The 26,299-nt window shown below is 75.6% G+C and carries 22 protein-coding genes; 11 read left to right on the forward strand and 11 right to left on the reverse strand.

Annotated features, from left to right (window positions below; all coding sequences use genetic code 11):
• Positions 1-43: 43 nt before the first annotated feature.
• Complete coding sequence (gene gcvT / locus TK50_RS23295) at positions 44-1,174, forward strand: glycine cleavage system aminomethyltransferase GcvT (RefSeq protein ID WP_043967130.1); 1,131 nt, start codon at positions 44-46, stop codon at positions 1,172-1,174.
• On the opposite strand, the gene TK50_RS23300 is transcribed toward gcvT, so the two are convergent.
• The 3 genes from TK50_RS23300 to TK50_RS23310 all read right to left on the reverse strand — a co-directional run bounded on the left by TK50_RS23300 (position 1,171) and on the right by TK50_RS23310 (position 5,313).
• Positions 1,171-2,472, reverse strand: coding sequence for a DUF2314 domain-containing protein (locus TK50_RS23300; RefSeq protein ID WP_043967133.1), 1,302 nt, complete (start codon positions 2,470-2,472; stop codon positions 1,171-1,173). The two genes, gcvT and TK50_RS23300, sit on opposite strands and share 4 nt — an antisense overlap.
• Positions 2,473-2,537: 65 nt before the next feature.
• Positions 2,538-3,329, reverse strand: coding sequence for an adenosylcobinamide-GDP ribazoletransferase (locus TK50_RS23305; RefSeq protein ID WP_043967135.1), 792 nt, complete (start codon positions 3,327-3,329; stop codon positions 2,538-2,540).
• Positions 3,319-5,313 (reverse strand): bifunctional adenosylcobinamide kinase/adenosylcobinamide-phosphate guanylyltransferase, encoded by a 1,995-nt coding sequence (locus TK50_RS23310; protein WP_043967136.1) that lies wholly within the window; start codon positions 5,311-5,313, stop codon positions 3,319-3,321. Before TK50_RS23310 ends, TK50_RS23305 begins: the two co-directional genes overlap by 11 nt.
• A 232-nt stretch (positions 5,314-5,545) precedes the next feature.
• On the opposite strand from TK50_RS23310, the gene TK50_RS23315 reads away from it, so the two are divergent.
• Both TK50_RS23315 and TK50_RS23320 read left to right on the forward strand, forming a co-directional pair.
• Positions 5,546-5,746, forward strand: a complete 201-nt coding sequence (locus TK50_RS23315; protein WP_043969283.1) for a hypothetical protein — start codon at positions 5,546-5,548, stop codon at positions 5,744-5,746.
• Positions 5,746-6,546 carry a site-2 protease family protein gene (locus tag TK50_RS23320; protein ID WP_043967138.1) on the forward strand — a complete coding sequence of 267 codons (801 nt, stop codon included), beginning with the start codon at positions 5,746-5,748 and terminating at the stop codon, positions 6,544-6,546. Before TK50_RS23315 ends, TK50_RS23320 begins: the two co-directional genes overlap by 1 nt.
• 91 nt (positions 6,547-6,637) lie before the next feature.
• Here TK50_RS23320 and TK50_RS23325 read toward each other — a convergent pair whose 3' ends face one another.
• Both TK50_RS23325 and TK50_RS35080 read right to left on the reverse strand, forming a co-directional pair.
• Positions 6,638-7,636 (reverse strand): aldo/keto reductase family protein, encoded by a 999-nt coding sequence (locus tag TK50_RS23325; RefSeq protein ID WP_043967140.1) that lies wholly within the window; start codon positions 7,634-7,636, stop codon positions 6,638-6,640.
• Positions 7,637-7,697: 61 nt separating this feature from the next.
• On the reverse strand, positions 7,698-12,761 hold the full coding sequence (locus TK50_RS35080; RefSeq protein ID WP_241774101.1) for a WG repeat-containing protein: 5,064 nt from the start codon (positions 12,759-12,761) through the stop codon (positions 7,698-7,700).
• A 160-nt stretch (positions 12,762-12,921) separates the two neighbouring features.
• Between TK50_RS35080 and TK50_RS23335 the strand changes: the two genes are divergently transcribed.
• The 3 genes from TK50_RS23335 to TK50_RS23345 are packed head-to-tail and all read left to right on the forward strand — an operon-like array spanning position 12,922 to position 15,606.
• A complete protein-coding gene (locus tag TK50_RS23335) occupies positions 12,922-13,773 on the forward strand; it encodes an ABC transporter permease (protein ID WP_043967142.1) in 852 nt (283 codons plus the stop codon).
• The gene (locus TK50_RS23340) at positions 13,766-14,572 is read left to right on the forward strand and encodes an ABC transporter permease (RefSeq protein WP_043967144.1); all 807 of its coding nucleotides are present in this window, start codon (positions 13,766-13,768) and stop codon (positions 14,570-14,572) included. Before TK50_RS23335 ends, TK50_RS23340 begins: the two co-directional genes overlap by 8 nt.
• A complete protein-coding gene (locus tag TK50_RS23345) occupies positions 14,569-15,606 on the forward strand; it encodes an ABC transporter ATP-binding protein (RefSeq protein ID WP_043967146.1) in 1,038 nt (345 codons plus the stop codon). The genes TK50_RS23340 and TK50_RS23345 overlap by 4 nt, the downstream gene beginning before the upstream one ends.
• Here the strand turns inward: TK50_RS23345 and TK50_RS23350 are convergent.
• The 3 genes from TK50_RS23350 to nadA form a co-directional block, all read right to left on the reverse strand.
• Positions 15,584-16,180, reverse strand: a complete 597-nt coding sequence (locus tag TK50_RS23350; RefSeq protein ID WP_043967148.1) for a DUF3043 domain-containing protein — start codon at positions 16,178-16,180, stop codon at positions 15,584-15,586. The genes TK50_RS23345 and TK50_RS23350 overlap by 23 nt on opposite strands.
• Positions 16,181-16,268: 88 nt before the next feature.
• Complete coding sequence (gene murA, locus TK50_RS23355) at positions 16,269-17,624, reverse strand: UDP-N-acetylglucosamine 1-carboxyvinyltransferase (RefSeq protein ID WP_043967150.1); 1,356 nt, start codon at positions 17,622-17,624, stop codon at positions 16,269-16,271.
• A gap of 212 nt (positions 17,625-17,836) precedes the next feature.
• The gene (gene nadA / locus TK50_RS23360; RefSeq protein ID WP_043967151.1) at positions 17,837-19,036 is read right to left on the reverse strand and encodes a quinolinate synthase NadA; all 1,200 of its coding nucleotides are present in this window, start codon (positions 19,034-19,036) and stop codon (positions 17,837-17,839) included.
• A 72-nt stretch (positions 19,037-19,108) separates the two neighbouring features.
• Here nadA and TK50_RS23365 point away from each other — a divergent pair, with 72 nt between their 5' ends.
• The 3 genes from TK50_RS23365 (at position 19,109) to TK50_RS23375 (ending at position 22,198) form a co-directional block, all read left to right on the forward strand.
• Entirely contained in the window at positions 19,109-20,269 is a 1,161-nt protein-coding gene (locus tag TK50_RS23365) for a glycerate kinase family protein (RefSeq protein WP_199486132.1), read from the forward strand.
• A gap of 193 nt (positions 20,270-20,462) precedes the next feature.
• On the forward strand, positions 20,463-20,831 hold the full coding sequence (gene erpA / locus TK50_RS23370; RefSeq protein ID WP_013735179.1) for an iron-sulfur cluster insertion protein ErpA: 369 nt from the start codon (positions 20,463-20,465) through the stop codon (positions 20,829-20,831).
• Positions 20,832-21,220: 389 nt separating this feature from the next.
• Positions 21,221-22,198: a carbohydrate kinase family protein gene (locus TK50_RS23375; protein ID WP_043967159.1), complete on the forward strand. Its 978-nt coding sequence runs from the start codon at positions 21,221-21,223 to the stop codon at positions 22,196-22,198.
• 278 nt (positions 22,199-22,476) lie between these two features.
• Here the strand turns inward: TK50_RS23375 and TK50_RS23380 are convergent, their stop codons facing one another.
• Positions 22,477-22,746 (reverse strand): sulfurtransferase TusA family protein, encoded by a 270-nt coding sequence (locus TK50_RS23380; RefSeq protein ID WP_043967160.1) that lies wholly within the window; start codon positions 22,744-22,746, stop codon positions 22,477-22,479.
• Complete coding sequence (locus TK50_RS23385) at positions 22,743-23,894, reverse strand: cysteine desulfurase family protein (protein ID WP_043967161.1); 1,152 nt, start codon at positions 23,892-23,894, stop codon at positions 22,743-22,745. Before TK50_RS23385 ends, TK50_RS23380 begins: the two co-directional genes overlap by 4 nt.
• 169 nt (positions 23,895-24,063) lie before the next feature.
• Here TK50_RS23385 and ctaC point away from each other — a divergent pair, with 169 nt between their 5' ends.
• Entirely contained in the window at positions 24,064-25,035 is a 972-nt protein-coding gene (gene ctaC, locus TK50_RS23390) for an aa3-type cytochrome oxidase subunit II (protein WP_043967162.1), read from the forward strand.
• Between the two features lie 10 nt (positions 25,036-25,045).
• Positions 25,046-25,474, forward strand: a complete 429-nt coding sequence (locus tag TK50_RS23395; RefSeq protein ID WP_043967163.1) for a cytochrome c oxidase subunit 4 — start codon at positions 25,046-25,048, stop codon at positions 25,472-25,474.
• A gap of 312 nt (positions 25,475-25,786) precedes the next feature.
• Here TK50_RS23395 and TK50_RS23400 read toward each other — a convergent pair whose 3' ends face one another.
• Complete coding sequence (locus tag TK50_RS23400) at positions 25,787-26,002, reverse strand: hypothetical protein (protein WP_043967164.1); 216 nt, start codon at positions 26,000-26,002, stop codon at positions 25,787-25,789.
• Positions 26,003-26,299 lie beyond the last annotated feature (297 nt).

The following is a 26,299-nucleotide window of genomic DNA, read 5'->3' on the forward strand; positions in this document are numbered from 1 at the left end:
GCCGATGCTAACCAGACGTTCAGCCACCGGTAAGTTGCCACCCATGACCGACGCGACCTCCGACGCCGCCGCGACCCGGCTGCGCCGTTCCCCGCTGCACGAGCGGCACACCGCCCTCGGCGCCAAGTTCGCCCCGTTCGGTGGCTGGGAGATGCCCCTGGAATACTCCGGCGGCGGGGTGCTCCGGGAGCACACGGCGGTCCGCACCGGCGTCGGCGTGTTCGACGTGTCGCACCTGGGCAAGGCGCGGGTCACCGGCCCCGGCGCGGCCGACTTCGTCAACGCCTGCCTCAGCAACGACCTGGGCCGGATCGGCCCCGGCCAGGCGCAATACACCCTGTGCTGCGACGACGCCACCGGCGGCGTGGTGGACGACATCATCGCCTACCTGCACGCCGACGACCACGTCTTCCTCGTCCCGAACGCCGCGAACACCGCCGAGGTGGTGCGCCGGCTGCGCGCCGCCGCGCCCGAGCACGTGACCGTCGTCGACGAGCACGCCGGACACGCCGTCCTGGCGGTGCAGGGCCCGCGCTCGGCCGAGCTGCTCGCCGCGCTGGGCCTGCCCACCGACCACGACTACATGAGCTTCCGCACCGCCACCCTCGCCGACGCCGAGCTGACCGTCTGCCGCACCGGCTACACCGGCGAGCTGGGCTACGAGCTGGTGGTGCCGGCCGGGCACGCCGTCGCCGTCTGGGACGCGCTGACCGCCGCCGGCGCGGCGTACGAGCTGCGGGCCTGCGGCCTGGCCGCGCGGGACACCCTGCGCACCGAGATGGGCTACCCGCTGCACGGGCAGGACCTGTCGCCGGAGATCACCCCCGTGCAGGCCCGCTCCGGCTGGGCCGTCGGCTGGGACAAGCCGGCGTTCTGGGGCCGCGACGCGCTGCGCGCCGAGAAGGCCGCCGGCCCCGCGCGTACGCTGCGCGGCCTGGTCGCCGTCGACCGGGCGATCCCGCGCCCCGGCATGAAGCTCTACGTCGGCGACACCTGCGTCGGCACGGTCACCAGCGGCACCTTCAGCCCGACGCGCAAGCAGGGCATCGCCCTGGCGCTGCTCGACACGTCCGCCGGCCTGGCCGACGGCGACCGGGTGGACGTCGACATCCGGGGCCGCCGCGCCCCGCTGACCGTCACCCGCCCCCCGTTCGTCACCCCCTCGGTCCGCTAGTCCCCGCTCGACGGGGTGGGGCGTTCGCCGGCGTCGAGGACGGCCTGGGTCCAGCCGCCCTCGATGACGCCCGTCGCGCCGAGGACGGCCCAGTCGACGACGTCCGCCGCCTCGACCACCACCGGCGCGCCGATGCGCACCGTCGGGTCGGTGCTGGCGTCGCTGGCGCTCGCGCCGACGATCCGTTCCGGGGCGTCCCACGACGTCACGCCCGCCCACACGTACTCGGGGCCCTCGTCGCCCGGCAGGCCGTACTTGACCACGAGCTGCGACTCCGCCGGCAGTTGGCCGGCCAGGAACCGGGCCCGCACGTCGTCCAGGCCCTCCCGGGCGGTGGCGATCGCCCGGCTCATGGCGTCGCCCGGGCGGGCGTAGCGTACGTCCGGCGCGATGCCGTCGAACAGCGTGGCGCAGGCCGCCGCGTAGTACCGCCCGTCCGGGCCCGGGTGCCCCGGCGGCGGGCGCAGGCTCAGGAACGAGTCGGCCTCCGGGTCGGTGGCCGGGTCCAGCTCCAGCCGCAGCAGCACCGGCGCGGTCGCCCCGTGCTGCTCCGGGTTGCCGTACGCGACCGCGATGTCGTGCCCGGTGACCGTGGCCAGCACCGGGAGCTGCACGAACGCCGGCACCTCGTCGCCGGCCAGCCCGTCGGTCCAGGCCCGCAGCAGGCGGCGGGCGGCCCCGGTGAGCACCGCGCCCCAGGCCCGGGTGAGGTGGTCGGGCACCCCCTGGGTCTGCAACTCCAGCAGCCCGAAGCGGCGCAGCCCCTTCGTGGTGAACCACAGCCCCTCGGCGTCCGATGAGTAGGGCACCAGCACCCAGTCGACCAGCCGGATCCGCCCCTGGTCGTCCGGCAGCGACCGCAGCGCCGTGGCCGGGTCGAGGAACTGCAGGCCGAAGACGTCCACGACGTCCCCGCCCGCGCTCTCGGCGACGGCGGCGGCGACCGCCCGCGCCGCCCACTCGTGCGCGGGCGGCCAGCCCGGCCGGTACTCCGCCTGCACCACCACCAGGTGGGTGGCCGCAGCCAGCCGGTCGAGCTGCTCCTGGCTCGCCCCGAACGCGGTCAGCAGGTCCGGCGGCAGCGCCGGGAACTCGGCGACCGGCCGGGTGTCCACGCTCATCAGCGGGCTGTCCAGCATCTGCGTGGCCAGCCCGTACACCGGCTCGGCGAGCCGACCGGCCAGCGCCCGCACGGCCGTCTTCGTGCCGACCTTCGGCAGGCCCACCATCGGCACCAGGTAGGTGGCGGTGAGCGACTCGGGGACCGGGACGGGCAGGAAGTCGTCGGTGATGAGCATGTGGTCCCCTGTCTGCCCCGTGCCGGCCTGTCGCCCGAAACGCTACCCGCCCCGGCGCGTCCGGATCAGCGGGTCGCCGCCAGCCCCAGGTAGACCAGCGTGGTCACCACCTCGACCGTCGCGCCGAGCACGTCGCCGGTGATGCCGCCGAGGCGGCGTACCAGGTGGCGCAGCAGCAGCACCGCGACGGCGAGCGCGGCGAGCACGGCGACCGGCCCCTGCCACGGGCGGCCCGGCACGGCGGCGACCGCGACGAGCGCGACGGCGGCCGTGCCGACCCCCGCCGCGACCGGGCCGACGGTGCCCGCGACCAGCGCGCCCAGCCCGTCCGGCCGGGCCGCCGGCACGCCGCGCCGGCAGGCCAGCGTGACCCCGAGCCGCCCGGCCGCCGTCGCCGCCACCACGCCCGCGAGCGCCGCCGGCCACGACCGGGCCGCCAGCTCCGCGAGGGCCGCGGCCTGCACCAGGAGTACGACCACCAGCGCGGCCACCCCGAACGGCCCCACGTCCGGCTTCTTCATGATCTCCAGCGCGGCGGCGCCCCGCCGGTACGACCCCAGCGCGTCGACGGTGTCGGCGAGCCCGTCGAGGTGCAGGCCCCGGGTGAGCAGCGCGCCCGCCCCGAGGGTCACCGCCGCGGCGACCAGCGGCGCGGCGACGGCCCCGACGAGCAGCAGCACCCCGGCCAGCGCCGCCCCGAGCAGGGCGCCGACCGCCGGGGCGAGCGCCATCGCGGTGCCCGCCGTGGCACGGTCGACCCGGCCGGCGCGCACCGGCCAGACGGTGAACGTGGTCAGCGCCAGCCGCAGACCGTCGCCGGCCCGCCGTCCGCCGCCCGGGTGGGCGTCAGTCGGCACGCCGCCCGGCCGGATCCGGCTCCGACCCGGTCGGCTCGGCGGCCCCGGCCGGCGGGGTGGGCTCGGCCGGCGCGGCGTGCTCGGTGGGCGCGGCCGGCTCGGTGGGCGCGGTGGTGGCCGGGCCCGGGCCGGCCGGCTCCGGCTCGACGAACGCCGCCGCGTCCGGGTCCCCGGCGGTGTCATCCGCGCTTGTCGCGCCGTCCGTGCCAGCGGCGGCGTCCGCGCCGGCCGCGTGCTGCTGGTCGGGACGGGCGGGCAGCGCGGCGGCCAGCGACAGCACCGAGCGCAGCAGCGGCAGCGCGGTCAGCGCGTTCGCCCCCTCGCCGAGGTCGAGCCGCAGGTCCAGCAGGGGTTCGAGGCCCAGCACGTCGGCGGCGAGCCGGACCGCCGGGTGACCGCCGTGGTCGGCCAGCAGGCACCAGTGCCGGGCCTGCCCGGCCAGGTCCCGGCTGACCATGCCGGCGGCCAGGCCGACCGGGCCGTCCAGCAGCACCGGCAACCGGCGGGCGGTCGCGCCGAGCAGCACGCCGGTGGCCACCGCGATGTCCCCGCCGCCCAGCTCGGCCAGCACGTCCTTGGCGTCGCGGGGCGAGCGCCGGGTGCGGTGCAGCGCGTCCCGGACCGCCGCGCAGCGCCGCATCCACGCCGCGTCGTCGATCTCGCCGCCCGCCGTCACCACCCGGCCGAGCACCGCGGGCGGCTCCGCCCCGGCCGTCGCCGCGAGCACCGCCGCCGCGGCGGCGTCCGTGCCGGCTCCGCACGCCGCCAGCACCAGCAGCCGTACGCCCGCCTCGGCGGCCTCCTCGGCCAGCCGCCAGCCGTACCGCAGGGCCTGCTCCACCTGCTCGTGGTCCAGGGCCGGCAGGTCCTCGATGGCCTCGGAGGCCGGCGTCTCGACGACCTGGAGGCTCGCGCCGCTCTCGGCGGCCAGCCGGGCCAGCACGCCCTGCCCGGCGCGGGCCTGTGCCGCCCGCCGGGCCGACTCCCCGGGCGGGGAACCGGCGGCGGCCCCGCCGGCGTGGTCGCCGTGCAGCAGCAGCACCCGCACGCTGTCCCAGGACGCCGGCGTCGGGGTGCCCTGGGTGGCCGCGGCGAAGCCGACCACCCGCTCCAGCACGCCCAGCCCGGCCCCGGGCACGTCCAGGGTGGCGAGCCGCTCCAGGGCCTGCGGCCCGGCGTACTCGTCGGGCATCGGCAGTTCCATGCCGGGCTGGATGACCAGGCCCGTGGCGACTACCGGCAGCGCCATCGTCGGCGCCGCCCACGGCACGCCGGCCGGCTCCGGTGCCGTGGTCGGGGTCAACACCTCCGGCAGCGCCGCCGCACGGTCGTGGCGTGCACCGCCGGGCGTCGCCGTGGCCGGGACCGCCGCCTGCGCCGCCGCAACCGTCGTCGGCGCAGCGGTGACCGCCCCGGCCCCCGTGCCCGAGGAGGCGGCGGGGGTCTTGAGCCAGCACGCCTGGCCGGCGACCACCAGGACCACCGCGTCGCACGCGTCGGCGACCGCCCGGTTGGCCGCGCCGAGGGCGTCGGTGAACGCCCGACCCAGCGGGGTCGTCGGCACCAGCGACAGCCCCACCTCGGGACTCACCACCACCAGCCGCGCCGGGCAGGCCCGCACCGCGTCGGCCAGCTCGGCGACGGTCGCCGTGTCGTCCGCCGGCTGGTGGGCCGGGTCGAGCAGCACGGTCACCCAGCCGCCGAGGTCGTCGACGAGCAGCGTCTCGTTCGGCCGCGCCGACGCGACGAGGTCGGCCAGCCGGCGCGGATCGTCGGCGGTCTCCTCGGTGGTCCAACCGCCCGGCCGCCGGTCGCGATGGGCCTTCAGGCGGGCCGCCCACTCGGCGTCGGTCGGGTCGCCGGCAGCCGACGTCGCCACGTAGCGGACCGTGGGCGCGTCGGCGACCAGGGACTCCGCGAACTCGGACTTGCCGGAGCGGATCCCGCCGAGCACCAGGACCGTGTTCCACCCGTCAACGGACATGCCCCGTACCTTAAGGCCGCCGTGGCCCGCGCCGCCGGTCGGCCCGCGCCGGTGACCACGGTTCGGGCGGACGGGGCCGGGGCGGTCCCGGGTGGGCCCGCCGCCGCGCGACCCGGCCGACCGCAGCGGCCGGCGGCGGTGCCCGGTGGAGCGGCGGGCCGTCCGGCACGGGGCCGACTACGCTTGCGGGGGTTCGTCCCAGGAGGACTTCAGCGGCGAGGGGAGACGCGGCATGGCGTGGAGCTGGCGGTACGAGGGCGCGGACGGCGCGGCGGCCGAGGGGCCGACGGAGACGTTCGGGAGCCAGGCGGACGCCGAGTCCTGGATCGGCCAGACCTGGCGGGAGCTCGCGGCATCCGGCGTCACGACGGTCACGCTCGTCGAGGACGACCGGGTGGAATACCGGATGAGCCTCCAGCCCCCGGCCGAGTGATGACGGCGGGCCGCCCGGGCGGCGGCGAGCCGCTGGTGCTCGGGGTGCCCCGGGCGGCCTTCCGGCCCAGCCCGGTGTTCCTGGCGCTGGTCGCGCTCTTCGCGGCCAGCGGCGTCATGGCCTGGAACCGGTTCGGCAACGTCCGGGTCGACGTGTTCCTCTTCGTCGTCTCGGGCTGGCTCGTCTCGCTCTGCCTGCACGAGTACGCCCACGCGGTGGTCGCCTACCGGGCCGGGGACCGCGACATCGCCCACCGGGGCTACCTGACGCTCAACCCGTTCAAGTACACCCACCCGCTGCTGTCGATCGTGCTGCCCGTGGTGGTGGTGCTGCTCGGCGGCATCGGCCTGCCCGGCGGCGCGGTGTGGGTGGACCGGCACGCCATCCCGGGGCGGCTGCGGCACACCCTGGTCAGCCTCGCCGGCCCGGCCACCAACGTGCTGTTCACCCTCGTGCTGGTGGCGGTGCTGCGGGTCGGCTTCGGCGGCGGCGGGTCGGTGGAGTTCTGGGCGGGCCTGGCGCTGCTGGCGTTCCTCCAGCTCACCGCCAGCGTGCTCAACCTGCTGCCGGTGCCCGGCCTCGACGGCGGCAACATGATCCAGCCGTGGCTGAACCCGCAGTGGCGGCGGATGTACGACCTGTTCGCCCCGTTCGGGTTCATCCTGCTGTTCGCGCTGCTGTGGAACCCGCGCCTCGGCGGCTGGTTCTTCGACGGCGTCTTCGCCGTGGCGGACCTGCTCGGCCTGCCCCCGTGGCTCTACGCCGTCGGCCTCGACCTGATCCGCTTCTGGCAGGGCTGACCCGCCCGCTCACGAAGGCGGCGGGGCCCGGTCCCACCTTCCCGGCGGGCCCGGTCCGGCCGGCGCGCCGCGCCGACCGGACCGGGACGCCTCACGGCCGCTGGGCGGGGGACTGCGTCTTGCCCGGGTCCCGCTCGACGATCGGGTCGACGATGGCGTCGATCGCCTTGAGCAGGTCGGCGTCGAGCTTCACCCCGGCCGCCTTGACGTTGTCGTGCACCTGCTCGGGGCGGGACGCGCCGACGATCGCCGAGGAGACGTTCGGGTTCTGCAGCACCCAGGCGATGGCGAGCTGCGGCATGCTCAGCCCGGCCTGCTCGGCCAGCGGCTTGAGCTCCTGCACCCGGGTCAGCACCTCGTCGGTGAGGAACCGGGCGATGAAGTTCGCCCCCGACTTCTCGTCGGTGGCCCGGGAACCGGCCGGCGGCGGCTGCCCCGGAAGGTACTTGCCCGACAGCACGCCCTGCGCGATCGGCGACCAGACGATCTGCCCGAGGCCCAGCTCCTCGCTGGTCGGCACCACCTCGGCCTCGATGACCCGCCACAGCATCGAATACTGCGGCTGGTTGGACACCAGCGGGATGCGCAGCTCCCGGGCGAGCCGGTGACCCGCCCGGATCTCGTCCGCCGTCCACTCCGAGACGCCGATGTAGTGGGCCTTGCCGGAGTGCACGACGTCGGCGAACGCCTCCATCGTCTCCTCCAGCGGCGTGCTGTGGTCGTACCGGTGGGCCTGGTAGAGGTCCACGTAGTCGGTCTGCAGCCGGCGCAGCGAGCCGTTGATCGACTCCATGATGTGCTTGCGGGACAGGCCCCGGTCGTTGCGGCCCGGACCGGTCGGCCAGAAGACCTTCGTGAAGATCTCCAGCCCCTCGCGGCGCTCGCCCTTCAGCGCCCGGCCGAGCACCTCCTCGGCCTTCGTGCCGGCGTACACGTCGGCGGTGTCGAACGTGGTGATGCCCGTCTCCAGCGCGGCCCGGACGCAGGCGGTCGCCGCGTCCTCCTCGACCTGCGAACCGTGGGTGATCCAGTTGCCGTACGAGATCTCGCTGACCAGCAGGCCCGAGTGGCCCAGGTGTCGGAATTCCATGGTCCGACCCTAGCCCGCCCCCGTCATGGTCACCCGTCGGCGGGTTGCGCGGCGGCCCGGGTCAGACCAGCGGGCTGGCGTCGGCGAGCAGGTGGTCGATCTGCTCGACCACCCGGTCCCGGCTCGGGTGCACCGGGTCGATCAGCGGCTCGCCGCGCCGGTCCAGCGCACCCCAGCGGCCGAGGCCGTCGCCGACCAGGTACGCCACCGGGTGCACCACCAGCGCCGGGTGCGCAGGGGCCACCAGCACCCGGCCCGTGCGGTCCACCACCCCGCGCCGGCCGTTCAGCTCCACCACGGCCAGCCCCTCCTCGGTGAAGCCGTCGACGTAGCGGCCGTCGGCCAGGGCCGTGGTGAAGCCGTGGTAACGGGTGGGCACCACCACCGTGCCGGTGCGGTCCACCGCCCCCCAGCCGCCGCCCGCGCGGACCGCCGCCACCCCGCCCCTGAACGGCCGGACGTCGTCGAAGCCGGGCGGGATCACCACCATGTTGGACGGGTCGACGGCCATCCAGTTGCCGGTGCCGTCCATCGACACCCAGGCGAGGCCGTCGGAGAACGAACCGACCGACCGGTAGCCGTTGTTGGCCTGGATCAGGGTGCGGCCCGAGTCGTCGATCAGCGCCCACCGGGTGCCCTCCGGCCGGCGCACCCAGGCCACGCCCTCGCGGAACGGCTGCACCTCGGCGTAGTCGGTGCCGATCACCAGGTTGCCGTCGGCGTCGGCGTAGCCCCACCGGTCCAGGTCCTCGTCGTACGTCGGCACCGGCGGCCGGGGCGTGCGCAGGATCTCCGACCGCCCGCGCGGGTAGGGGCCGAAACCGTCCCGCCCGGCCCGCTCGGCGACCGCGTCGAGTGCGATCCGGGTGCGGGCGAGCAGCTCCGGGTCGGCGGACCGGCGCAGGTCGAGCGCCCGCTCGAAGTGCTGGCACGCCTCGATCAGCCGGCCCTGGTCGTAGCAGCAGCGGCCGGCGTGCTCGTGCAGGGCCGCGCGCAGCCGGTCGGGCAGCTCCGTCGAGTTGGCCTCCGCGAAGAGCCGGTCGGCCTCGGCGAACTCGCCCCGCCAGCGCAGCACGTGGGCCAGCCGCGCCCGCGCCAGCGCGGTCCGCCGCAACTCGCCGGTGGCCTCGGCGTACGTCAGCGCGAGCCGGGCGTCGTCGACCGCGTCCCCCAGGTCGCCGAGCAGGCGCGACGCCACCGCCCGCAGGCTCAGCAGCCGGGCCCGGGACCGGTTGTCCAGGGCGACGTCGAGCTTGGCGGTCAGCCCCTCCCGCACGCTACGCAGCAGCTCCGGGTCGTCGGTCTCCTCGCGCAGGGTCTCCGGGTGCAGGCGCCACCGCAGGGCCGCGAGCGTCTGCTCCGGGTCGGCCGGAGCGGCCCGCCGCTCCTGGCCGGCCCGTGGCTCTGCCCCGGCGGGGGGCCCGGCCGGCGACACGGGCCGTGCGGGCATGCCGGACACGGGATAGGCGGGCATGCCGGAGACCGGCCGCGCGGGTGGGCCGGACATCGGCCGCGCGGGTGGGCCGGACACCGGTGGGGCGGGCACGCCGGACACGGGGCGGGCGGGCGGTGCCGAGACGGGACGCGGCTGCTCCGGTGCGGGGTGGGCGGCGAGCGGCGCGGCCCCGGCCGGAGGTGCGGACACCGGCGACGCGGGCGCGGCGCTCACCGGGCGTGGGTCGGCGGCCCGGCCGGCCGGGCCACCGGTGGGCTGCGGGGCGGGCGGCGTCGCCGCGCCCGCATCGGCCGGAGCCGGAACCTGGACCGGAGCCGGAGCCGGAGCCGGAGCCGGAGCCGGAGCCGGAGCCGGTACCGGGGCCGGAGCTGGAGCCGGAACCTGGACCGGTGCCGACGCCGGTGCCGGTGCCGAAGCCGGCGTCGGATCCTGGGCCGGCGTCGGATCCTGGGCCTGGGTCGGGGTCGGATCCTGGGTCGGCGTGGTGGGCGAGACCTGGGCTGGGGCGGGGGCCGGGCCCGCAGCGGCGGCGGGCGTGGCCGGCTCGGGGGCCGGTGCCGCCGGTCTGTTCGGCCGGAACCACGCGTCGGAATGCTCCGGCGGGGGCGGCGTCGCCGCGCGTGCCGGCTCAGGGGACGGTCGCTCGTCCGCTGCCCGGGGCCGGTCGGATCCACCGGGGGTGCCGTCGTCCGCCGCCCCGGCGTCCCGCGCCTCCCCGGCCCGCACGTCGACGGCCGAGGCGACCACGGTCCCGGCCGGGTCGACGGCGTCACCCCGGTCGACGTTCTCCTCCCGACCGGCGGGTTCCTCCTCCGGCGTGCCTTCCTCCGGCGCGGTGGCCTCGGTCGTGTCGGCGGGCACGGTGGGTGGGCGGGGGACATCCGGTCCTGCGGCGACAGCCGGGTCGCCGGGCACCTCCGGACCGGTCACGACGCTCGACCCGGCGGGCCCGGTGACGACTTCGGGCTCGGCCGCGCCTTCGGGTTTGGCCGTGGCTACAGGCTCGGCGGCGGCCCGGGGCTCGGGGGTGATCTCGGGCTCGGCGGCGAACTCGGCCTCGGTGCCGGCCTCGGGCCCGGTGGTGACCTCGGCCCCGATGGCGGCGGTCTCGGGTCCCGTGGCGGCCTCGGCCTTGGCTTCGGCGGTGGCGGTCGGGTCGACCGGCTCGGCATCCGGCGACTCGACCGGTGCCCGGGCGGCCGGCGGCCGGGGTGCGGCGGCGGTGGACGGCGGCTCTGGCGTCGGGTTCGCCGACTCCGGGGCGGTGGACGGCACCGGCAGCACGGGCTGCTCCGGTCGCGGCCGGCTCGGCCGCTCGTCCAGCGGTGAAGAAGCGGCGACCGGAGCGGCCTCGGCCGACCCGTCCGGGCGGGCCAGGTCGTCCCTGACTGCCGTGTGCTCGCCGGGCACGGGCGGGGGCTCGGTCGGCCCGGGGGCGGGCAGGAACTCCAGCCGCAGCCGGGCGGCGGGCGGCGCGGATACGGGCTCGGCGGGCGGCGGGGGCACGGGCTCGGCGGGCGGCATGGAGACGGGTCGTGGCGCGGCGACGGGCTCGGCGGGCGGCGCGGAGACCGGCGCCGACGGCGCGGGGGACGTCGGCGCGGTGCGTGGCGGCACGGGTGGCGCGGAGACCGGTGCCGCCGACGCGGCCGGCGTGAGCTCGGTCGGCGGCGCGGAGACCGGCCTGGTCGCCGGCGGTGTGGAGACCGACGGAACCGGCGGCCCCGAGACCGGCCGGGCCGGCGGACCGCTGACGGGCACGCCGCTCACGGGTGCGCCGCTGACGGGCACGCCGCTAGCCGGTACGCCGGTGGCGGGCGATCCGCCGACGGGCGGGGCGGGGGTGGTGGGCCGCGCGAACCGTGGGGCGTCGGCGGCCGGCTCGACCGGGCGGCGCGGCTCGCTCGGCGGGCGGGTCGGCTCGACCGGTGCGTGGTGCGGGTGCGGCTGGGCCGGGAAACGCGCCGGCCCGGCCGCCGGACGCGGGGGCTCCACCGGCGGGCGCAGCGGTTCGGCCGGCGGGCGCAGCGACTCCGCCGGGGGCCGCAGCGGTTCGGCCGGTGGCCGCAGCGACTCCGCTGCGGGCCGCAGCGGCTCCACCGGTGGGCGGCGCGGTTCGCTCGGCGGGCGGGTCGGCTCGACGGGCCGGTGCGACGGGGGAACGAACCGGGGGCCGGGAGCGGCGCTGTCCTGCCGGGGTGGCGACCCGGCCCGATCGACCGGCGGGCGGGGTCCGTACCGATCGGTGACCGGCCGTTCGTCGCCGCGGCCCTCGGTCGGCCGCTCGGCACGGTGCGGGTCGGCGGGGGTCGGGTTGCGGCCCAGGTCCGGACGGAGCGGACCGGGCGGCGGCCAGGGCAGGCCGCCGTCGCGCGGCGGTGCCGGCCGGACGCCGGGCTCGCGGTACTCCTCCGCGCGCGCGGCGGCCACGTCCCGCCCGTCCCGGTACGGTCGGCCGTCCCGGTACGGTGCCGGTCCGCCCCGGTCGGCGGGGTGACGCGGCTCGTCGGCGGCGGGGCGTCCGGGAGCGTCGGCGGGCCGGCCGTGCTGACGGTCCAGCCGGTCCGCGCCCTGACCGGTGCCGGTCGCCGGCGACGCCTGCCACCCGTCCGGGCCAGGGCCGGGACGGCCGTCGCGGTCCAGCGTGGGCCGGCGGCGTTCCGGCCAGCCGGGGCCGGCCGGCCCCGGCCGGTCGCCGTAGGGCCGGTTCGGGTGTTCGTCCGGCTCGGGCACCCACCCTGCCTCGCGGCGGGGCGCCGGAGAGACCGGGCTCGCCTCGGCGGGCCCCGGCCGGCGGCCGTGGTCGGTGGGGCGAGGCTGGTCGTACCGGCCGACGGCCGCATCGCGGTCCGGCGTCCAGCCGGCGGCACGCCGGTCGTGCCGGCCGGGCTGGTCGTGGGCGGGGTGCCGGGGCGGGTACGCCTCGTCCGGTCCGCGCTCGTCCCAGCCGCGCCGGGCCGGTCCCCACTCCTCCGGTGCGGGCCGGCGGTACGGGGCGTGCTCGTCGGCGGCGTGCCGCCGGTGCGGGGTGGCCTCGCCGGGGGCGGGTCGACGGTGCGGTGCGTGTTCGTCGGGCGCGGCTCGCCGGTGCGGGGCGGCCTCGCCGGGAGCCGGACGCCGGTACAGGGCGTGGTCGTCGGCGGCGGGGCGCGGGCGGTAGGGGTCGTGCTCGTCGGGGGCGGGTCGGCGGTAGCGGTCGCGCTCGTCCGGGGCGGCACGGCGCCCGTCGCCGACCGGCCGGTGGAAGCCGTCCTGCTCGGCGGGCCGACGGTACGGGTCGTGCTCGGTGACCGGCGGGCGGTGGCCGTCCTGCCCCGTGACCGGCCGGCGGTACGGGTCGTGGTCGGCGACGGGCCGGCGCTGGCCGTCCTGCCCCGTGACCGGCCGGCGGTACGGGTCCTGGTCGGCGGGCGGCCGGCGGTACCGGTCGTGGTCGTCCGACCCGGGGCGGCGGTACGGGTCGTGGTCGTCGGGGGCGGGGCTGACCGGCTGCACCTCGGCCCGGCCGACGACGGCGGCGCGACCCCGGGGCGGGGGAGGCTGGTGCCGCAGGCCGATGTCGCCCGGGTAACGCTGCCCCGGGAACTGCGGCTGCCACTCGGTGGTCGGTTCGAACACCCAGGACGGTTCGGCCGGATCGCGCCAGCGGTCGATGAAGTCGCCGCTCATCCGCAGGTCCCGTCGCCGCCCGCGTGGCGAGCCCCGGTGCCCGGCTCGCGTCGCTCGCTCACGGCGATGTCACCTCGTTGGAAATTGTCGCGCTGGGCACCCCACCTGCCGGTAAAGTCGCCCGGTCCGGCGCGGGTGGCTGCGGAAGGAGGGTAACGGCGTGGGCTCTGTCACCGCCACTGTGGCACCGCCCACCGAGTCAAACGTTATCCTATGGTTTCGGACATTCGGTGCGATAGCGCGATCCGGATTCCGACGGTACGCCACATACCGCCAGGCCGCGCTGGCCGGTGCCGTCACCAACATCGTCTTCGGTTTCCTGCGCTGCTACATCCTGTTCGGTGCGGCGGGCGCGGCGGGCACCGCGGCCGGCTACGACCGGGCGCAGTTCGCCACCTTCGTCTGGGCGGGGCAGGGCATGCTCGCGGTGATCCTGCTGTGGGGCCGGCCCGAGCTCGCCGAGCGGATCCGCACCGGCGACGTGGCCAGCGACCTGCTGCGCCCGGTCCATCCGGTGACCAGCTACCTTGCCACCGACCTGGGCCGGGCGGGGTGGGCGTGCGTGTCGCGGCTGCTGCCGCCGGTCCTGGTCGGCCCGCTCTTCTTCGACGTGTACCTGCCGGCCCGCTGGTCGACCGTGCCGCTGTTCGTGGTCTCCGCGACGGTCGCGGTGGTGCTCTGCTTCGGCTGCCGGTTCCTGGTCAACGCCACCGCGTACTGGCTCCAGGACGTCCGGGGCCCGCAGATCCTGTGGACCCTCGGCTCGGGGGTGCTCGCCGGGCTCTACTTCCCGCTGCCGTTCCTGCCCGACGCGCTGTTCCTGGCGTTGCAGCTGGCCACCCCGTTCCCGAGTCTCCTGCAGACCCCGCTCGACGTGCTGGTCGAGCGGGACCCGACGGGCGTGCAGGCCGGGCTGGTCGGGCTGCAGGTCGGCTGGGCGGTGGCGATCCTCGCCCTGTGCCGGCTGGTGCAGCGCCGCGCCGAGCGCCGCCTGGTGGTGCAGGGTGGCTGAACACCGGCTGCGGGCGTACGGGGCGCTGCTCGGCGCGCAGGCCCGGTCGCAGGCGGCGTACCGGGCGTCGTTCGCGGTGGACCTGGTCGGCAACGTCGGTGCCACCGTCTTCGACGTGGTGACCGTGCTGGTGATCTTCGGGGTGACCCGGGAGCTGGGCGGGTTCACGCTGCGCGAGACGCTGGTCATGGTGGGCCTGTCGGCCTGCGCGTTCGCCACCGCCGACCTGCTCGTCGGCAACGTCGAGCGGCTGCCCGCGTACGTGCGCACCGGCCTGTTCGACGCGGTGCTGCTGCGCCCGCTGGGCGCGCTGCCCCAGCTGCTGCTGATGGACCTGCCGCTGCGCAAGGCGTCCCGGGCGGTGTTCGGCCTGGCCGTGCTGCTGGTGGCCCTCGCCCGCGCCGGCATCGAGTGGACCCCGGGCCGGGTGGCGCTGGCGGTGGCCGCCCCGCTGGCCGGGGTCGTCTTCTTCGGGTCGGTCTTCGTGGCCACCGCCACGGTGTCGTTCTACTGGACCGAGTCGGGGGAACTGGCCAACTCGGTCACCTACGGCGGGCGCGACTTCACCTCGTACCCCGTCACGATCTTCGACGGCTGGTTCCGCGCGGCCTTCGCGTACGGGATGGGGTTCGCCTTCGTGAGCTACCAGCCGGCGCTGGCGCTGCTCGGCCGGGCCGACCCGCTCGGCCTGCCGGCCTGGGTGGGCTGGGCCTCGCCGACGGTCGCGCTGGTCGCCGCCGCCCTCGCCGCCGCCGCCTGGCGCGTCGGGGTCCGCCACTACCGGAGTACGGGGTCATGAGCGTCATCGACGTGCGCGAGCTGCGCAAGGAGTTCACGGTCCGGGTCAAGGCCGGCCGGCTGCGCCGCGAGAAGCGCACCGTCGCGGCGGTGGCCGGCGTCGACCTGCGCGTCGAGCGCGGCGAGATGCTCGGCTACATCGGCCCGAACGGCGCGGGCAAGTCCACCACCCTGAAGATGCTCACCGGCGTGCTCACCCCCACCTCCGGCCAGGTACGCGTCTGTGGGCTGCGCCCGGTGCCCGAGCGCACCCGGCTGGCGCTGCGCGTCGGGGTGGTGTTCGGCCAGCGGTCCCAGCTCTGGTGGGACCTGCCGCTGCGGGAGTCGTTCGACCTGCTGCGGCACGTCTACCGGGTGCCGGCCGCCGCGCACGCCGCCCGGCTGCGCCGCTGCCGCGACCTGCTCGACCTGGACGCCTTCGCCGACACCCCGGTGCGGCAGCTCTCCCTCGGCCAGCGGATGCGCGGGGAGCTGACCGCCGCCCTGCTGCACGGCCCGGAGGTGCTCTTCCTCGACGAGCCGACGATCGGGCTGGACGTGGTGAGCCGGCAGGCCGTGCGGGGCTTCCTGGCCGAGCTGGGCCGCTCCGGCGACACCACCCTCGTGCTCACCACCCACGACCTGGCCGACATCGAGCGGCTGTGCCCGCGCCTCGTGGTGATCGACCACGGCCGGGTGGTGCACGACGGCCCGATCGCCGCGCTGCACGACCGGTACGGCTCCCGCCGCCTCGTCGTCGCCGACCTGGACACCGCGCTGCCGCAGCCGCCGGAGCTGCCCGGCGCACCGCTGCTGCGGGTGGAGGCCGACGGGCACCGGCTGGTCTTCGCGCTGGAGTCGGCGGGCGTCGCCGACGTGGTGGCCGCCCTGGCCGGGCGGGCCGCCCTGCGGGACGTCTCGATCGTCGAGCCGGACATCGAGGACGTCGTCGCCCGCCTGTACGCGGGTAAGGAGGGGCCCCTTGTTGACGCTTCCGGTAGAGCAGGGGCCCCTTCTCAACGAGGGGGACGCGTCAGACCGGGTCGCCGATGTTGACGCGGGGCTCCGGGGCGCGCATCCGGCGGAAGGTGATCGACCGCATGATCGCGTACAGGTAGAGGGAGCCGAGGCGCTGGTCGGACTTCGGGAAGCGTTCCCGCACCAGCTTCTTGATCTTCCGGCTGATCAGGATCGAGTCGATCACCACGCCGAGGGCGAGCGCGCCCCACAGGATGTTGGAGAGCAGCCGGACGATCGGCGGCATCGCCTGGTTGGAGCCGAGCAGCACGATCAGCGCCCCGCCGAAGAACCAGGTGCCCACCGTGCGCCGGGAGTCGACCACGTTGCGGGCCAGCAGCCGCTCCGGGCCCCGGTCGCGCGGGCCGCCCTCGCGGCGGAACTCGGCCGCGGACTCGGCGCGCAACTGCCGCCGCCGCTCCCGGGCCTCCTCCTTGCTCAGCGGCTTGGTCGGGCCGGCGGGCCGACGCCCGGCCACGGGCCGCTTCGGCGTCTCGCGGCCCTTGGCCGGGGTGTAGCCCCGGCGGGCGCGCGCGGACTCCTCGTCGGTCGTCACCGTGGTGACGGACTCCTCGACGAGGTCGGTGGACTTGCGGCGAAACAGCGACGGCACGCGGAAAGGGTAGCCAAACGCCCGCGCCCGGTGCACATCGCGGTGCACCGGGCGCGGGCGGACGTGAGCAGGATTACTGCGTGTCGCGTTACGGACGCTCGGTGTGGGCGCCCAGGTCGGCCAGCTTCGCCTCGAAGTCCTCGTAGCCGCGGTTGATCAGGTCGACGCCGTACACCCGGGAGGTGCCCTCGGCGGCGAGCGCGGCGATCAGGTGGCTGAACCCGGCGCGCAGGTCCGGGATGACCAGGTCGGCGGCGTGCAGCTTGCTCGGGCCGGCGATCACGGCGGAGTGCTTGAAGTTGCGCCGGCCGAAGCGGCACGGGGTGCCGCCGAGGCAGTCGCGGTAGACCTGGATGTTCGCGCCCATGGTGTTGAGCGCCTCGGTGTAGCCGAGCCGCTGCTCGTAGACCGTCTCGTGGACGATCGACAGGCCCCGGGCCTGGGTCAGCGCCACGACGAGGGGCTGCTGCCAGTCGGTCATGAAGCCCGGGTGTACGCCGGTCTCCAGCGCCACGGCGTTCAGCTCGCCGCCCGGGTGCCAGAACCGGATGCCGCCCTCCTGGCCCGGGTCGCCCAGCTTCGGCGGACGGGCGTCGGTCACCTCGTACTCGCCGCCGACGGAGCGGAAGATGTTGAGGAACGTCATCATGTCGGCCTGCTGCGCGCCGAGCACCTCGACGTGGCCGCGGGTGGCCAGCGCCGCCGCCGCCCAGCTCGCCGCCTCGATCCGGTCCGGGATCGGCCGGTGGGTGTAGCCGTGCAGCTTCGGCACGCCCTGGATCTCGATCACCCGGTCGGTGTGCACCTTGATGATCGCGCCCATCTTCTGCAGGATGCAGATCAGGTCGATGATCTCCGGCTCGACGGCGGCGTTGCGCAGCTCGGTGACGCCCTCGGCCATCACGGCGGTGAGCAGCACCTGCTCGGTCGCGCCGACGCTCGGGTACGGCAGCGCGAACTTGGTGCCGTGCAGCCCGTTGGGGGCCGACAGGTGCAGGCCCTCCGGGGTCTTGTCGACCGTGGCGCCGAACTCGCGCAGCGCCTGGAGGTGGAAGTCGATCGGGCGCGGCCCGATGTGGCAGCCACCCAGGTCGGGGATGAACGCGTGGCCGAGCCGGTGCAGCAGCGGCCCGCAGAACAGGATCGGGATGCGGCTGGAGCCGGCGTGCACGTTGATCTGGTCGGTGCTGGCGCTCTCGACGTTGGCCGGGTCGAAGACCAGCTCACCGTCCTCGGCGCCGTCGGTGACCTTGACCCCGTGCAGGCCGAGCAGCCCCCGGACCACCTCGACGTCGCGGATCCGCGGCACGTCGAACAGCCGGCTGGGGCTGTCGCCCAGCAGGGCGGCGACCATCGCCTTGGAAACCAGGTTCTTCGCGCCGCGCACGCGGATCCGCCCTTCCAGCGGAGTACCTCCGTGTACGACCAGGACGTCGTCGGTCAACGCAACCTCCAGCGCGTCGGTGCTGCCGTAGTTGATGGTGATGCGGGCGATATGGGGGTTACCCGTGATGCGGCCGGATGAAAACGGGCGCGTGTGTCGTCGCCCCGGCAGCATAGCCCTCGGTGACGAAAATGGAGACGGTCACCTCGGACCGGAGGGCACGAATCGGCGCTTCCGGTGCCATAAGGTGCCCATCCGGTCACGCAGGGTGGTCAGGCGCTCGCCGGGGGCGGGGTGTCCGCGCCGGGGAGGGCGAGCATCCGGTCCAACGCCACCCGGGCGTGGTGCGCGGTGTCGGCGTCCACGGTGATCTGGTTGACCACCCGGCCGGCCACCAGCTCCTCCAGCGCCCACACCAGGTGCGGCAGGTCGATCCGGTTCATCGTGGAGCAGTAGCAGACCGCCTTGTCCAGGAACATGATCTGCTTGTCCGGGTGGGCCAGCGCCAGCCGGCGCACCAGGTTCAGCTCGGTGCCGACCGCCCACGCCGAGCCGGCCGGGGCCGCCTCGATGGCCCGGATGATGTATTCCGTCGAGCCCACGTAGTCGGCGGCGGTGACCACCTCGTGCCGGCACTCGGGGTGCACCAGCACGTTGACCCCCGGCACCCGCGCCCGCACGTCCTCGACGCTGTCGAGGGTGAACCGGCCGTGCACCGAGCAGTGCCCGCGCCACAGGATCATCTTCGCGTCGCGCAGCTGCTCCGGGGTCAGCCCGCCGTTCGGCTTGTGCGGGTCGTACAGGACGCAGTCGTCCAGCGACAGCCCCAGCTCCAGCACGGCGGTGTTGCGGCCCAGGTGCTGGTCGGGCAGGAACAGCACCTTCGACCCCTGCTCGAACGCCCAGTCCAGCGCCCGCTTCGCGTTCGACGAGGTGCACACCACGCCGCCGTTGCGGCCGACGAAGCCCTTGATGTCCGCCGACGAGTTCATGTACGTCACCGGGACCGTCTGCGCCGCGACGCCCAGCTCGGTCAGCGCGTCCCAGGCGGACTCGACCTGCGTCAGCACCGCCATGTCCGCCATCGAGCAGCCGGCGGCCAGGTCGGGCAGGACCACCCGCTGCCGCTCGGAGGTGAGGATGTCGGCGCTCTCGGCCATGAAGTGCACGCCGCAGAAGACGATGTATTCCGCGTCCGGCCGGGCCGCCGCCTCGCGGGCCAGCTTGAACGAGTCACCGGTCACGTCGGCGAACTGGATCACCTCGTCGCGCTGGTAGTGGTGCCCCAGCACGAAGACCTTGTCACCCAGCTTCGCCTTGGCCGCCGCGGCCCGCGCCACCAGGTCGGGGTCGCTGGGCGCCGGCAGGTCGCCCGGACACTCCACGCCACGCTCGGTGGCGGGGTCGCTGCCACGGCCGAGCAGCAGCAGGGCCGTCGCGGTGTTGGAGGGTTCCACCCAGGTCGAAGTCACGCCACTCATGGTTCCACAGCCGGGCGACAAGGCAGCCCGCGCCGGTGTGTGCTGCCACACTGCCCCGCGCCGATGTGGCCTGCCACACTGCTCGGCATGCGCGTGCTGCTCTGCCCCGACAAGTTCGCCGGAACGCTGCCCGCCCAGGAGGTCGCCGCCGCCGTGGCCGAGGGCTGGCGGGAGGTGGCCGACGGCGACGACCTGCTCATCCGCCCCCTCGCCGACGGCGGGCCCGGTTTCGTGGCCGTGCTCGCGGAGGCCCTCGGCGGGCGTCGGGTGCCGGTGCCGACCGTCGACCCGCTCGGTCGCCCCACCGACGGTGAGATCCTGGTCACCGACGACGGCACGGCGTACCTGGAGAGCGCCCAGGCGTGCGGCCTGCACCTGCTCGCCGCCGCCGAGCGTGACCCGAAGGCCACCACCTCGTACGGGCTGGGGGCGCTGGTCACCGCCGCCGTGGAGCACGGGGCCCGCACGGTGGTGATCGGGCTGGGCGGCTCCGGCACCAACGACGGCGGGGCCGGGCTGCTCACCGCGCTGGGCGTCACGCCGCTCGACGAGGCCGGCCGGGCCCTGCCGTACGGCGGGGCGGCGCTGGCCGCGGTCGCCGGGCTCGACGGCGCGCCCCGGCTGCGCGGCGTCACCCTCGTCGCCGCCACCGACGTCGACAACCCCCTGCTCGGGCTGCACGGGGCGAGCAACGTCTACGGCCCGCAGAAGGGCGCGACCCGCGAAGACGTGCTGCTGCTCGACGCCGCGCTGGAGCGCTTCGCCGGCGTACTCGAAAAGGACCTGCCGGGGTGCCCGCCCGGCCTCGGCGCCCTGCCCGGCGGGGGAGCGGCCGGCGGCCTCGGCGCGGCGATCCTCGCCCTCGGCGGCCGGTGCGCCTCCGGCATCGGCCTGGTCACCGAGGCCATCGGCCTGCCGGCCGCGCTCGACGCCGCCGACCTGGTGATCACCGGGGAGGGCTCCTTCGACCACCAGTCGCTGCGCGGCAAGGTCGTGGCCGGGGTGGCCGGGGCCGCCCGGGACCGGGGCGTGCCCTGCGTGGTGCTGGCGGGGCAGGTGAGCACCGGGCGACGCGAGGCCGCCTCGGCGGGCGTCACCGACGCGTACAGCCTGGTGGAGCACTTCGGCGGCGAGGAGCGCGGCGGGCTCGACGCGGCGCTGAGCCGCCCGGCGGAGGGGCTGCGCCAGCTCGGCGCCCGGCTGGCCCGCCAGTGGAGCCGCTGAGCGTCCGCAGCCTGGCCGCCGCGCGGGCCCGGCCCGCCGTGACCCGGGCCCGGCCTGGGGCCCCGGTCACGTCGACCGGGTGGTCCCGGCCGGGGCGGCGTACCATCGGATCTGCGAACACATCGGGAATCACTGGGCGACGGACGACGTTGGCCAGTGCGTCCAGACCCAGACCGCGCAGGGAGATTTCCACGTGACCACGCCAGCGCAGACCGAGTCGACCGAGGCCAAGGCCCCTACTTCCGTCGTCCTCACCGACGTCGCGGCGCAGAAGGTCAAGGCCCTGATCGAGCAGGAGGGCCGCGACGACCTGCGGCTCCGGGTGGCGGTGCAGCCGGGCGGCTGCTCCGGCCTGCGGTACCAGCTCTTCTTCGACGAGCGTTCGCTCGACGGTGACGTCGTCACCGACTACGACGGGGTCGAGGTCGTCGTCGACCGGATGAGCGCCCCCTACCTGGCCGGCGCCACGATCGACTTCGCCGACCGGATCGACGCCCAGGGCTTCACGATCGACAACCCGAACGCGGGCAACTCCTGCGCCTGCGGCGACTCGTTCAGCTGAGTCCCGACGTCGGCTGAGTTCGTCCGACCTCGAGTCCGTCCGACCTCAGCCGGTTCCCGGCCCGGCCACTCCGGCTGAGTCGCGCTCCGGCCGACACGGCGGGGCCACCCCCGATCCGAGGGTGGCCCCGCCGTCCGTCTTCCGGCCCGGTGTCTCTTCCTCCACCCGGCCCGGTGTCTCTTCCTCCGCCTGGCCCGGCGTCCCTTTTTCCGGCCGGCCCTACCGTCCGTGACTTCCCCGGCGGGCGTGACCGGTGCCTACCTGCGCCGCCTCGTGCGGGGTGACGGTGAGGTGAGCGGGACATGACCGCTTGCCGTCCGACCCGCGACCACGGCACCGGCCGGACCGGTAGGCTGACCCGCGCCGTGCTCCCGACCACGAGGGTTGACATGAAGATCGCCGTGACCGGCTCGATCGCGACCGACCACCTGATGAGCTTCCCCGGCCGGTTCGCCGACCAGCTCATCGCCGACCAGCTCGACAAGGTCTCGCTGTCCTTCCTGGTGGACGACCTGGTGCTGCGCCGCGGCGGGGTGGCCGCCAACATCGCCTTCGGCATGGGCCAGCTGGGCCTGCGGCCGATCCTGCTCGGCGCGGTCGGCGCGGACTTCGCCGACTACCGTTCCTGGCTGGAGCGCCACGGCGTCGACTGCGAGTCGGTGCACGTCAGCGAGGTGGCGCACACGGCCCGCTTCGTCTGCACCACCGACACCGACATGTGCCAGATCGCCTCCTTCTACGCCGGGGCGATGAGCGAGGCGCGCAACATCGAGCTGGCCCCCGTCGCGCAGCGGCTCGGCGGGCTCGACCTCGTCCTGGTCGGCGCCAACGACCCCGACGCGATGCTGCGGCACTCCGCCGAGTGCCGCGAGCGGGGGTACGCCTTCGTCGCCGACCCGTCGCAGCAGCTCGCCCGCATGGACGGCGCGGACGTGGTGGGGCTCATCGACGGCGCCGACTACCTCATGACCAACGAGTACGAGAAGTCGCTGCTGCAGAGCAAGGCCGGCCTGAGCGACGCGCAGCTGCTGGACCGGGTGAAGATCCGGGTGACCACGCTGGGCAGCAACGGGGTGGAGATCGCGGGCCGGGACTTCGACACCATCCACGTGCCGATCGCGCGCGAGGCCCAGGCCGTCGACCCGACGGGTGTCGGCGACGGCTTCCGGGCAGGCTTCTTCGCCGCCCTCTCCTGGGGGCTGGGCCTGGAGCGCGCCGCCCAGGTTGGCTCCCTGCTGGCCACGCTGGTGCTGGAGACGGTCGGCACCCAGGAGTACGAGGTGCGCCCCGACGTCTTCGTCAAGCGCCTGGCGGAGTCCTACGGCGACCAGGCCGCCGACGACATCCGTCCCCACCTCCTCCCGTAATCCTCATCCCACCCCGCCTCGACGCGGTGATCAAGAGATTTGCGTCAAAGTTGATCTCTGCTTTGACGCAAATCTCTTGATCACGGGAACGTCGGGCGGTGCGGTGCGGTGCGGTGCGGGGCGGCGGGGCTGGCGCGGGGCGGGTGATGATCGTCTGCGGTTTGGTGAGACGACACGCCGGTGCGATTGTCCGAAAGCAGCAGACGATCAAGAAGCCGTCAGCTGGCCCGCCGGCCTGCCGAGCACCGCGAGGCCCTGAGCTGCGAGCAGCGGCCGGGTCAACCGACGCGGCGTACGTCGTAGCCCGGCCCCTCCTCGTGGGCGGCGACGAACTCCTGGCCGCGCATCCGGCACCACGCCGGGATGTCCACGGCCGCCGCCGGGTCGTCGGCGAGCACCCGCAGCACCGCGCCGACCGGCAGCTCCGGCAGCCGCCGGGCCAGCTTGATCACCGGCAGCGGGCAGCGCTGCCCCCGGCAGTCCAGCACCTCGACCGGAGCGGCAGCGGCCCCCTCCGGCGGAGCAGTTCCCCCGACCGGCCCGCTCACAGCCCCACCACCCCCGCCTCGGCGCGCAGCTCCGCGACGATCCCGGGCAGCTCGGCGAGGAACCGCTCCACGTCGGCGACCGTCGTCTCCCGGTGCAGCGAGACCCGCACGTTGCCGTGCGACAGCACCCCCATCGCCTCCAGCACGTGCGACGGGCGCAGCGTCGACGACGTGCACGACGAGCCGGAGGAGACCGCGAAGCCGCGCCGGTCCAGCGCGTGCAGCAGCGCCTCCCCGTCGACGTACAGGCAGGAGAACGTGACCAGGTGCGGCAGCCGGTCCACCGGGTCGCCGACCACCTCGACGTCGGGCACCTCCGCCGCCACCCGCGCCCGGATCCGGTCCACCAGCGGCGCCAGCCGGGTCGCCTCGGCCGCCGCGTCGGCCGCCGCCGCGCGCAGGCTCGCCGCCGCCGCCACGACCGCCGGCAGGTTCACCACCCCGGGGGTACGCCCCGACTCCCGCTCGTCCGCCGGCCACGGCGACTCCCAGCGGGTGCCCTTGCGCACCACCAGCAGCCCGACGCCGGGCGGCCCGCCCCACTTGTGCGCGCTGGCGGTCAGCACCGACCAGCCCGCCGGCACCGGCACCCGGCCCACGAGCTGCGCCGCGTCGACGTACAGCGGCACCCCGGCGGCGGCGCACGCGGCGGCGGCCGGAGCGACCGGCTGCACCGTGCCCACCTCGTGGCTGGCCCCGATCAGCGCCGCGAGGGCCACCCCCGGCGCGCGGACCGCGTCGGCGAAGGCGTCGAGGTCGAGCCGGCCGAGCCGGTCCACCGGCACCGACACGGCGCTCCCGCCGCCGGCCACGTGCCGCTGCGCGGCGTGCAGCACCGCCGAGTGCTCGATCGCGGAGTGCACCAGCGTCGCGCCCACCCGCCGCCGCCCGGCCAGGCCACCGAGCACCGCCGAGTGCGCCGCCGCCGTACCGCTGGGGGTGAAGGACAGCTCGTCGGCGCGGACGCCGAGCGTCGCCGCGGCCGCCTCCCGGGCGGCGTCGAGAAGCTGGCGGGCCCGGCGGGCCTGGCCGTAGAGCCGGGCCGGGTCGGCCCAGCCGTCGTCGAGGGCGGCCAGCAGCGCCTGCCGGGCGACCGGGTGCGGCGGGGCGGCGGTGGCCGCGTCCAGGTAGACCGGGGATGCGCTCACGGCCCGACGCTATCGCGCCGGCACGCCGACGATCCCCCCGAAGGGGGCGTACGGCCACCCCAACACGGCTCTGCCCGTCATGGTCGAGTAATCTGCGACCGTCGGTGACGCCTTTGCCGCTGGTACGGGGACAACCAACCGCCACGGCGCGCTAGGGAGGCAGGACCAGGTGGTCGCAAGGAGTTCGGAGGTACGGCCCCCGGCCGTACGGCACAGCGCTTCTCCGGGAGCCGGTGGACGCCGGCGGCGTGGTGCTGGTCGGCTCGCCGGGCTCGGCCTCGGCGGCGCGGCGCTGCTGGTCTCGCTCACGGGCTGCGACGTCGGCAAGACGTTCGGCGGCTTCGGCTGGCCCCAGGGCGGGATCACGCCCGAGTCGCACCGCATGTACGACCTGTGGATCGCGTCCTGCATCGCGGCGCTCGCGGTCGGCGTGTTCGTCTGGGGCCTGATCTTCTGGTGCGTCGTGCGCTACCGCAAGCGGGGCAACGAGCTGCCGGTGCAGACCCGCTACAACCTGCCGATGGAGTTCCTCTACACGATCGCCCCGATCCTGATCGTGTCGGTGCTCTTCTACTACACGGCGGTCGTGCAGACCGACGTGGTGCGCACGACGAAGAACCCGGACGTCACGGTCGAGGTCGTCGCCTTCAAGTGGAACTGGCAGTTCAACTACCGCGACGGCCAGGGCAAGGACGCCAACACGGTGGCGTCGACGCTCGGCACCAGCGAGGTCATCCCGATCCTGGTCCTGCCGACCGGCCGGTCCATCCGGTTCGAGGAGACCAGCAAGGACGTCGTGCACTCCTTCTGGGTGCCGGAGATGCTGTTCAAGCGGGACGTCATGCCCGGCAACATCCGCAACGTCTTCGAGGTCTCCAGCCTCGACGCCGAGGGCGCCTACGTGGGCCGCTGCGCCGAGCTGTGCGGCAGCTACCACGCCTTCATGAACTTCGAGCTGCGCGTGGTCTCCCCGCAGCAGTACGACCAGTTCCTGGCCGCCAAGCGCGACGGCAAGTCGACGCAGGAGGCGCTCACCGCCATCGGCGAGGACCCGTACGCCACCACGACCAAGCCGTTCGACACGCGGCGCAACACGGCCAACTTCAACCCCGACGACGTCGCGGCCGGCGCGGGAAGCTGAGGGAGCGGGCATGAAGACCGAGTGGCGTATCTTCCTGATCATCGCCGGGTTCCTCTTCGGCGCGACGATCCTCTACGGCGCCTGGACGTACGGCGACTCCGGCGGCCAGGTCGAGTGGGTCGGCACTGTGGCGCTGCTGCTGTCGTTCCTGCTCTGCTCGATGTGCGGTGGCTTCTTCTGGTTCGTCTCCCGCCGGATCGACCTGCGGCCGGAGGACCGGCCGGACGGCGAGATCGCCGACGGCGCGGGCGAGATCGGCTTCTTCAGCCCGGGCAGCTACTGGCCGTTCGGGCTGGCGCTGGCCGCCGCGATCGCCGGGCTGGGCCTGGTCTTCTGGCAGTTCTGGCTGCTGGGCCTGGGCCTGGTGACGGTCGTCTTCGCCGCCTGCGGCCTGCTCTTCGAGTACTACAGCGGCACCCGGCGCACCGCCGAGCACTGAGCCACCCGCCGGCTTACGGAAGAAGCCCGCGCCCCCGGTGAGGGGACGCGGGCTTCTCCGCGTCGGGGACCGACGGGGGCGAGAGACCACCGCGCCGGCGTGGCCGCGCTGGGCTTGGCTGGGCGTGGGAGCGGCCTTGCATGGCCGGCCCTGGCCGGCCCCTGAGCTGGCCTGCGCTGGGCTGGGCCGATGATCGACTTCATGTCGGCGACATGGCGGTATCAGTGGGGCCCGGTTACCGCAATGTCGCCGACATGCAGGCGGGCCGTTCCTCGGCCGGCCCGGCCAGCCGGGCATGTCGGCCAGACCGGCTCAGGCCGCGCGGCGGCGGGAGGCGCGGCGGGAGGCGTGGGCGGCGCCGGTGGCGAGCCGGGTCGCCGGGAACGTGAACGTGGCGATCAGCAGCGCCGCGCCGCAGCCGGTGCAGGCCAGCTCGGGGCAGTCGGGGCCGTGGCCGTCGGCGCACGGCGGGGCCTCGAACAGCCGCACGCCCTCGCAGGTGTCGCAGTAGAGCTCGCGGTCCGACACGGGCGTCTCCTCTCCTGGCCGGGGCATGAGAATCACTCGGCTGTAGTTTCCCACGGGAGTCCGACAATTCCCGCCAGGGGCGGACCGGACGGCGTTCGCGCCGGCGAGCGTCGAGTTCGCACTGGCGAGCGGGTTCGCGCCAGCGGGCGGCAGGTTCGCGCCGGCGGGCGGCGGGTTCGCATTGGCGAGCGGGTTCGCGTCGGCGGACGCGCCGACCGCTGCCGGCTCACCCTCGGGTCCTGGCGAGTCCGCGTCAGCGGTGCACCTTGTCGATCAGCCCGCGCTCGGCGGCGAGTC

The sequence above is a fragment of the Micromonospora haikouensis genome (assembly GCF_000876225.1).
GTDB classification, from domain to species: Bacteria; Actinomycetota; Actinomycetes; order Mycobacteriales; family Micromonosporaceae; genus Micromonospora; species Micromonospora haikouensis.